The following is a 7,632-nucleotide window of genomic DNA, read 5'->3' on the forward strand; positions in this document are numbered from 1 at the left end:
TTATGCCTGATGACCATAGCAAGTCGGTACCACCCCTTCCCATCCCGAACAGGACCGTGAAACGACTTTGCGCCGATGATAGTGCTGCAACCAGTGTGAAAGTAGGTTATCGTCAGGCTAGTTATTAGAAAAGCCCGCTCAGATCAGTCTGAGCGGGCTTTTTGCTTTCTACATCCCCACGCGCCGCGCAACATAAGCCCGGTACAATCCGACAATCTACAATGCGCTTCATGGTCGTCACAGACAATGAAAAGGGACATGCAGAATGAACGGGCATCACACGACGACTGGACTCTCCCGTTTTCTTGCCTGCTGCTTGGTGCTGTTCCTGGCGGTGCTGTCACCGCAGGCGCGCGCACAGCAGCTGCCGTTACGGTACTACACGAATACCGAAGGCCTGGGTGACCTGGCCGTCATCGCGCTCGCGCAAGAGACCAACGGGGCCATATGGATTGGCACCGAAAACGGCCTGTACCGTCATAACGGCGACAGCATTCGCAACCCGCTGGGTGATGAGAAGCTGCAAGTCAACAATCTGGCTCTTGGCGGCGACGGAACGTTGTGGGTCGCGAGCGATGCGGGCATTTATCACTACCGCGACGGGAAGATGGCGAAAGTGCCCATGGACGACACGACCTGGTCGCCGCTCCCGGGCCAGGCCATCGCACCATTGGCGCATGGCGGTCTCCTCGTCGTTGGCAAGGAGGGCAAGCTATGGCGGGTGACGGGCGCAAACGCACGCATGGAACCTGCGCTGCCGCCTACACTGGGTTCGTCGCAGTCCGACAAGCTGGAGGTACGCTCGATCCTGGTCGCCAGCGACGGCGCGTGGTGGTTCGGTTGCGGGAGCGGGTTGTGCCGATGGCACGATAACCGGCTTGAACGTTGGGGCACCGCCGACGGCGTGCCGCAGAGCGAATGGCTCGGCCTGCGGCAAGCGAAGGACGGCGCCATATGGGCCCGAGGCGACCGCTACATCGTACGCCGCGCGCCAGGCGACGCGCGATTCGCCAACGTCACACCGGACGGCCTCGGCCATGGCTCCAATCACGTCTGGCTGCCCATGATCGAGGATGGCCAAGGACGCTTGCTGACGCCAGGTAACGCAGGCGTGTACCGCTGGCAGGCCGGCCAATGGCAGTATTTCGGCGAGCGCAACGGGCTTGTCGAGGACGGCATACGCGCCATGCTCAGCGACGCCAACGGCGACGTGTGGCTGGGCACGACCGGACACGGGCTCGCGCACTGGCGGGGGTATGAAAACTGGTCGTCCTGGACGACGCGCCAGGGCTTGCCTTCCCAGGTGGTGTGGTCCATTGCCGACGATGGCGCAGGGCGGGTCTGGATCGGCACCCAGCGCGGCGTCGTCTCCACCGACGCCGACGGCCGTACGATGACAAGCGAGGCGCCCTCTATCACCGGCCAGGTCGGAGGCATCCTGGCGGATGGCCGCGACGGGATGTGGTTGTCGACCTTTGGCGGTGAGCTGTTCCATCGCCGCCGCGGCGAGTCGTGGCGCGCCATGACGCACACGGGCCGGATCCGCGCGCGGCAATTGTTGGCAGTGGGCGACGAATTGTGGGTCGTCGCTGGCAAAAGCGGCCTGTTCACCCTGCCGCTCGACGGCAGCGGACCGGCGCGGCGCCGTGACGAACTGGACCCGTTGTTCGACACCAGCGATCGCGGTGTCAACACCGCGTGCCACGAGCGAAACAGCGACGTCGTCTGGGTGGGCACCGGCAGCGGGCTGTTGCGATACGATCCCGCGCGCGGCTTCACGCGGCCGCACGTAAACGGTCTCGCACAGGATGACGGGGTCGCCTATCTTGCATGCGGCGCCGGCCGTGTATGGCTGCGTACGGGGAACGGACGAGAACTGATGCGCATCGATCTGCGCCAGTCGGGCATATTGCAGGCGGTGCCGATGCGGCCGGGCGTACTCAAAGGGTTGCGTATCCTGTCGATGCTGGAAGACCGCCGTGGCTGGTTATGGGCCGGTACCGATGTCGGCGTGGTGCGGTGGAACGGCAAGGATTGGCGCCGTTTCGACGAGAGCAATGGGCTGATCTGGAACGACTGCGACCAGAACGCGCTCGCCGAAGATGCCCGGGGCGACATCTGGATTGGCACGAGCGGAGGCGTGAGCCGCATCGGCTCCCCCGAACAGCTGGAACGCGCACAGCGTTTCGCGCTCGAGCTTAACGAGGCCAAGCTGGGCAGCGTCGATCTCAAGCCGGGGCAGAAAGTCGACGTGCCCGCGGCGACCTATACGCTCGAATTGCGCTGGGAAGTCCCCCTCTTCACGAACCGGCTGTCGCAACATGTGCGCTACCGCCTGCGCGGAAGCGAGGACGGCTGGACGGACCTGACGGGCAGCGTGTTGCGTTACGCCGGCCTGGGGCCAGGCAGTTACCGCCTGGAGCTGTTCGCCGTGAACGACGACCTGGGCCGAAGCAGCGCACCTGTCGCGCTGGACTTCGACATCGCACCGCCATGGTGGAGAAGGCCGTCCGTCGCGGCCGCGGCATTGATTGCCGTCGCGTTGCTGGTGGTCGCCGCGCATCGTTTCCGCGTCCGCCGGCTGGTGCAGCACCGGAACGCGTTGGAGGCCCTCGTGCGCGAACGCACGCGCGAATTGGCCGAGTCGCACGAGCGCATGCGGGAGCTTGCGTTCACCGACAGCCTGACCGGCGCCATGAGCCGGCGCGCCATCCTGGACGCGGCGGAGCGCGCACTGGCCCAGCAACGGCGGCACGGCGGCGTCGTGACGTTGGCGTTGCTGGACCTGGACCATTTCAAGCGCGTCAACGACACCTACGGCCACCCCGCCGGTGACGCACTGTTGCGCGGACTGGTGACGCGCCTGCGTGCGCAGATCCGCGACGGCGACTGCATCGGCCGATACGGCGGCGAGGAATTCCTGCTCGTGCTGCCGGACCTTTCAGTGGACGGGCCAAACGGTGTCGAGCGCGTCGACAGCTGGCGTCATGCAGTCGCCGCGGATCCTTTCGACATCGGTGCTGCCGCGCCGCTGCAGGTGACGTGCAGCATCGGCATCGCCAGCGCATGTGTCAACGAGACGCTGGAATCGCTGATCGCCCGCGTCGACGCTGCGCTGTACCGCGCGAAGGCAGCCGGACGAAATCGCGTGGAGGCTGGCTTGCCGCGCGCGCCGGACGATGATCCGCATCGCGGCGATATCGTCACCCGCGTGTCGTAAGGGGCGCCATCAAGGCTGCACCTCCGCGGCCAGCGTTTTCGCCAGCCATGTGCGTGCGCTCGCCGCGTACGCGCGGCACGCGTCGCGATCCACGAAGGTCGCGCGCGCTTTTCGTTCCCACATGTCGCTGAAGTCCGGATGCGCGCTCACGAGCACGTCGCATTCCAGTCCTTCGATCTTCGCGATCGAACGCTCGACGTCCGCCCGCGCCGTCGGATAAAGCGGATTTCTGCTGAAGCTGCGGCCTTCGGCGGCGATGGCAGTGAGACTGTCCGCGTACACCATGTGCATCGTCTTGCCGCCTGCGCTCGATTGCCACGTCCAGCTGGTGGCACCCGGTGTGTGGCCGGGCGTGAAGTGCGCCGTGACCGCGAGCGGACCGAGTCTTACGATGTCGCCGTCGCGCACGGCCCGTGTGTTGGCGACGGGGGCCAGCGGCTCGAGGCTGGGATATTGCGCGTCGCGCTTGTCCGGCTGCCCGGACTTCAGGACGGCGATGGCGGCCGGGCTGCCCAACACTTCGGCGCCGCTCATCTTCTGCAACGCGGCGATCCCGCCCGCGTGGTCGAAGTGTTCGTGTCCATTCAGGATATAGCGGACGTCCTCGACCTTGAAGCCGAGCGCGCGGACGTGTGCCGCGACCTGGTCGGCAGCGCCGGGCGGGCCGGCGTCGATGAGGATGTGGCCCGCCGGCGACGTGATCAGCACGGCGCTGATGCCGTGCGTGCCGACATAGTACGTGTTGCCGTAGATGGCGAACGGATCCTGCGGCGCGAGCCATTCCGTCATGCCGGCGACGGTGGAAGCGGAAGCGCCGCCGAGCAGGAGCATGGCGGCCAGGCGTATCGTGTTTTTCATGTCAGGGAGTTGCGGGAGAGTGGATGAAGTCGATGCGTCGACGATTCTGCGACCATGCGCGCGCGACTGCGCTGCCTCCGTGACGAAACGCCGCTTCCGCGTGACGAAGCGGCCGGCAGCATCCAGCTGCCCATCGAGGCCGCTGCTATACTTTTCGGATGACGCAGCACGCCGCTCCATCCCTCTCCCGTCCGCCGACGCCGTCCGTGATCAGGACGCTCCTCGTCGTCGTGCTGCTGTGGACGGCGATCAGCGTCCTCGGCGCGTTGCAGACCTACAGCGACAACCTGCGCCTCGGCATCGACAGCCACTATCCGTCGCTGCTGGTGACGTGGTTCGTCGAATACGCGGTGCCGCTGATCGTGCTGAGCGTGGGCCTCAGTACGGTACTGGGGCGCTGGCCCGCGCTGATCGCCCGGCCGCGCGACGTGCTGCTGCTGTTCGTCGGCCTCGTGCTCGTGTTCCAGCCCGCGCAATGGACGTACATGGCGTGGCTGCGCGGCTACCTGCACATCGCGAGCCTCGATGACGCACGCCGCCTGCTGATGAAGATGCTGCTGGTCGGCTGGTTCTCGACGACGGGCACGTTCGCCGCCATCCTCGCAATCCACTACTGGCGCCACGCGCGCGAGCGCGAACTGGCCTGGCAGCGCAGCCAGACCGACATGCTGAACCTGCGCCTCGCTCTGGAAGAGCAGCGCATGCTGGCCTTGCGCGCGCAGTTCGAGCCGCACTTCCTGTTCAATGCGCTGAATGCGATCAGCGCGCTCGTGCGCGAAGGCGATCGCACGCACGCCCTCGGCGGCATCGGCCGCCTCAGCGACCTGCTGCGCTACGCATTGTCGGCGAGCGTGCGCAATGCCGTCACCGTCGCCGCCGAGCTGCAGTTCGTGCGCGACTACCTCGACCTGCAGCACCTGCGCTATGGCGACCGCCTGCGCGTGCGCATCGACGGCGAGGACGCCCTGCTGCACGACGTCGACTGCCCGCCGTTGCTGTTGCAGCCCCTGATCGAGAACGCGCTGCGCCACGACCTCGATTGCCACGACGGGCCGAGCGATATCCGCCTGTCGTTCGCGCATGACGACGACGTGCTCACGATCCGGGTCGCGAATCCGGTCAGCACGCACGCCTCGCCCAATCCCGGCGCGGGGCTCGGGCTGGCGAATACGCGCGAGCGGCTGCGCCTCCTGCATCCGACGGCGTCCCTGCAAACAGGCGTGCACGATGGCCGGTTCGTGGCCGAAGTCCGGCTGCCACTGGCGCGGGACGCGCGATGACGGTGCGCTACCTGATCGTCGACGACGAGGCGCCGAGCCGCGCCAACCTGCGCCTGGCCCTCGGCGCGCATCCGGACTGGCTGCTTGCGGGCGAATGTGACGGGACCGCGGCCGCACGCATGCTGTTGGCCGCGCAGGACGTCGACGTCATCTTCCTCGACATCCAGATGCCCGCCGAATCGGGCCTCGTGCTCGCGCGCGAGATCAGCCGCTTGCCCGCGCCACCGCTGATCGTGTTCGTGACCGCCTACAGCGAGCATGCGGTCGACGCGTTCGACGTACATGCGCTCGACTATCTGCTCAAGCCCCTGAACGACGCGAGGCTGGCGCAGACCGTCGAGCGCATCGGCGCGATGCTCGGGCAGCGCCAGCGCGAGGCCTATGGCGCCGCGCTGCGCGATTACGTCGATGCGGGCGCCGGCCGCGAGGCGGTCCTGGAGCGCATCAACGTGCGTTCCGTCGGCCGCATCGAGCAGATCCTCGTGGCCGACATCCTGTGGATCGAATCGGCCGGCAATTACGTGGAACTGCACCTGGCGGGACGCACGGTCCTGCATCGCATCACGCTCAACCGCCTAGAGACGTTGCTCGCCGCCGACGACTTCCTGCGCGTGCATCGCGGCGCGATCGTCAGGCGCAGCGAGATCGCGCGTCTCGACACCGTTGGCGACGGCAGCTACCGCCTGACGTTGCGGTGCGGTGCCGCGGTCGCCGTCAGCGAACGGTATCTGGCCGCGCTGAAGTCGGCGATGTGACGAGCGCCCGTTTTGCCGGGATGGCTGCGCTGTATGCGGCCGTGTCTTGCTGCCTATACTGGCGTCCGTCACGAACTCACCGGAGAACGCCTTGTCCATCCTGCCTCGTCCAATGCGGTTCGTTGCCGCCGCTTGCCTGTCCGTGTTGCCGTTGGCTGCGGACGCCGTCGACGCGGCCGCGGTGCGCGCCGCCGTCGACCGCGCGATCCAGCCCATGATGGCACTGCACGACGTGCCCGGCATGGCGGTGGCCGTCACGGTCGACGGCCACGCGATGTTCTTCAACTACGGCCTCGCATCGAAAGAAGGGCGCGTGCCCGTCAGCGAGAACACGCTGTTCGAACTGGGCTCCGTCAGCAAGACGTTCTCCGCGACGCTGGCCTGCTATGCGCAGGGGCTCGGCAAGTTGGCGTTCGACGATCATCCCGGCGCCTATATGCCGCAACTGAAGGGCGCGGCGATCGACCGCGCGAATGTGCTCGAACTGGGCACGTACACGGGCGGAGGCTTGCCGCTGCAATTCCCCGACGACGTCGAGGACGACGCGCAGATGCTCGCTTATTTTCGCGCATGGCGTCCAGATGCCCCGCCGGGCACGCAGCGCCGCTATTCGAATCCCAGCCTCGGCTTGTTCGGGCACGTCACCGCACTCGCACTGCAAGCGCCGTTCGCCGATGCCGTCGAAGGCCGGCTGTTTCCCGCATTGGGCCTGGCGCACAGCCATATCCGCGTGCCAGCGGCCGCGCTGGGCGACTACGCGTGGGGCTACGACAGGACGAACCGGCCGGTCCGCGTGAGCCCGGGTGTGTTCGACGCCGAGACGTATGGCGTGAAGTCGAGCGCCGCCGACATGATCCGCTACGTGCAGGAGAACATCGACGCGTCCGGCCTGCCGGAACCGATGCGGCGCGCCATCGACTGCACGCACATGGGGTATTTCCGCATCGGCGATACTGTGCAGGGACTCGGGTGGGAGCAGTACCGCGCGCCCGTCAGCCTGGCCGTCCTGCAGGCGGGGAATGGCGCGAAGATGAGCGGCGAGCCGAACCCGGCGACCAGGCTGCAACCGCCACAGGCACCGCCGCGCGGGACGCTGTTCAACAAGACCGGCGCGACCCGCGGCTTCGGCGCGTATATCGTGTTCGTGCCCACGTACCGAGTGGGCATCGTCATGCTGGCCAATAAGAATTACCCGATTCCGGCGCGGGTACAGGCGGCGTATGCGATTCTGGATCAGCTGGTGCCGGACGCGGTGCGGGATGACGGTGCCGTCAATACGCATAAATAAGACATGGCCGCGCTTGCGTGGTGGCCAGGGCTTTTGCTATAGTTCGCGTCCTGCTTCTGCGGCGCACGACATCGAACAGATTGAACGCACTGTAGAAAACGAAGAGTTGACGATTGCCGCGAAACACTGCATAATCTCGCTTCTCTGCTGCTGACGAACACAACGATTCGCAGGCGCAGCAAGGCAGTACCGAATACAAGAGTTCTTTAACAATAAACAGTCGATAAGTGT

Annotated in this window: 6 protein-coding genes and 1 rRNA gene; 5 read left to right on the forward strand and 2 right to left on the reverse strand. The window is 66.4% G+C overall.

Annotated features, from left to right (window positions below):
• Positions 1 to 5: 5 nt before the first annotated feature.
• Both rrf and HAV22_RS30615 read left to right on the forward strand, forming a co-directional pair.
• A 5S ribosomal RNA gene (rrf, locus tag HAV22_RS30610) occupies positions 6 to 118 on the forward strand.
• Between the two features lie 147 nt (positions 119 to 265).
• A complete protein-coding gene (locus HAV22_RS30615; protein WP_166865578.1) occupies positions 266 to 3,220 on the forward strand; it encodes a ligand-binding sensor domain-containing diguanylate cyclase in 2,955 nt (984 codons plus the stop codon).
• A 9-nt stretch (positions 3,221 to 3,229) separates the two neighbouring features.
• Here the strand turns inward: HAV22_RS30615 and bla are convergent, their stop codons facing one another.
• Positions 3,230 to 4,078, reverse strand: coding sequence for a subclass B3 metallo-beta-lactamase (gene bla / locus HAV22_RS30620; protein WP_166865581.1), 849 nt, complete (start codon positions 4,076 to 4,078; stop codon positions 3,230 to 3,232).
• Between the two features lie 206 nt (positions 4,079 to 4,284).
• On the opposite strand from bla, the gene HAV22_RS30625 reads away from it, so the two are divergent.
• The 3 genes from HAV22_RS30625 (at position 4,285) to ampC (ending at position 7,401) form a co-directional block, all read left to right on the forward strand.
• The gene (locus HAV22_RS30625) at positions 4,285 to 5,358 is read left to right on the forward strand and encodes a sensor histidine kinase (protein WP_371869786.1); all 1,074 of its coding nucleotides are present in this window, start codon (positions 4,285 to 4,287) and stop codon (positions 5,356 to 5,358) included.
• Positions 5,355 to 6,113: a LytR/AlgR family response regulator transcription factor gene (locus HAV22_RS30630; protein ID WP_166865587.1), complete on the forward strand. Its 759-nt coding sequence runs from the start codon at positions 5,355 to 5,357 to the stop codon at positions 6,111 to 6,113. The genes HAV22_RS30625 and HAV22_RS30630 overlap by 4 nt, the downstream gene beginning before the upstream one ends.
• A 112-nt stretch (positions 6,114 to 6,225) precedes the next feature.
• Positions 6,226 to 7,401: a class C beta-lactamase gene (ampC, locus tag HAV22_RS30635; RefSeq protein WP_166865590.1), complete on the forward strand. Its 1,176-nt coding sequence runs from the start codon at positions 6,226 to 6,228 to the stop codon at positions 7,399 to 7,401.
• Here ampC and HAV22_RS30960 read toward each other — a convergent pair.
• Positions 7,385 to 7,632, reverse strand: a 248-nt coding sequence (locus HAV22_RS30960) for a hypothetical protein (protein WP_208296451.1), incomplete at its 5' end; no start/stop codon positions are given. The two genes, ampC and HAV22_RS30960, sit on opposite strands and share 17 nt — an antisense overlap.

The organism is Telluria antibiotica (assembly GCF_011682055.1).
Lineage (GTDB): Bacteria > Pseudomonadota > Gammaproteobacteria > Burkholderiales > Burkholderiaceae_D > Telluria > Telluria antibiotica.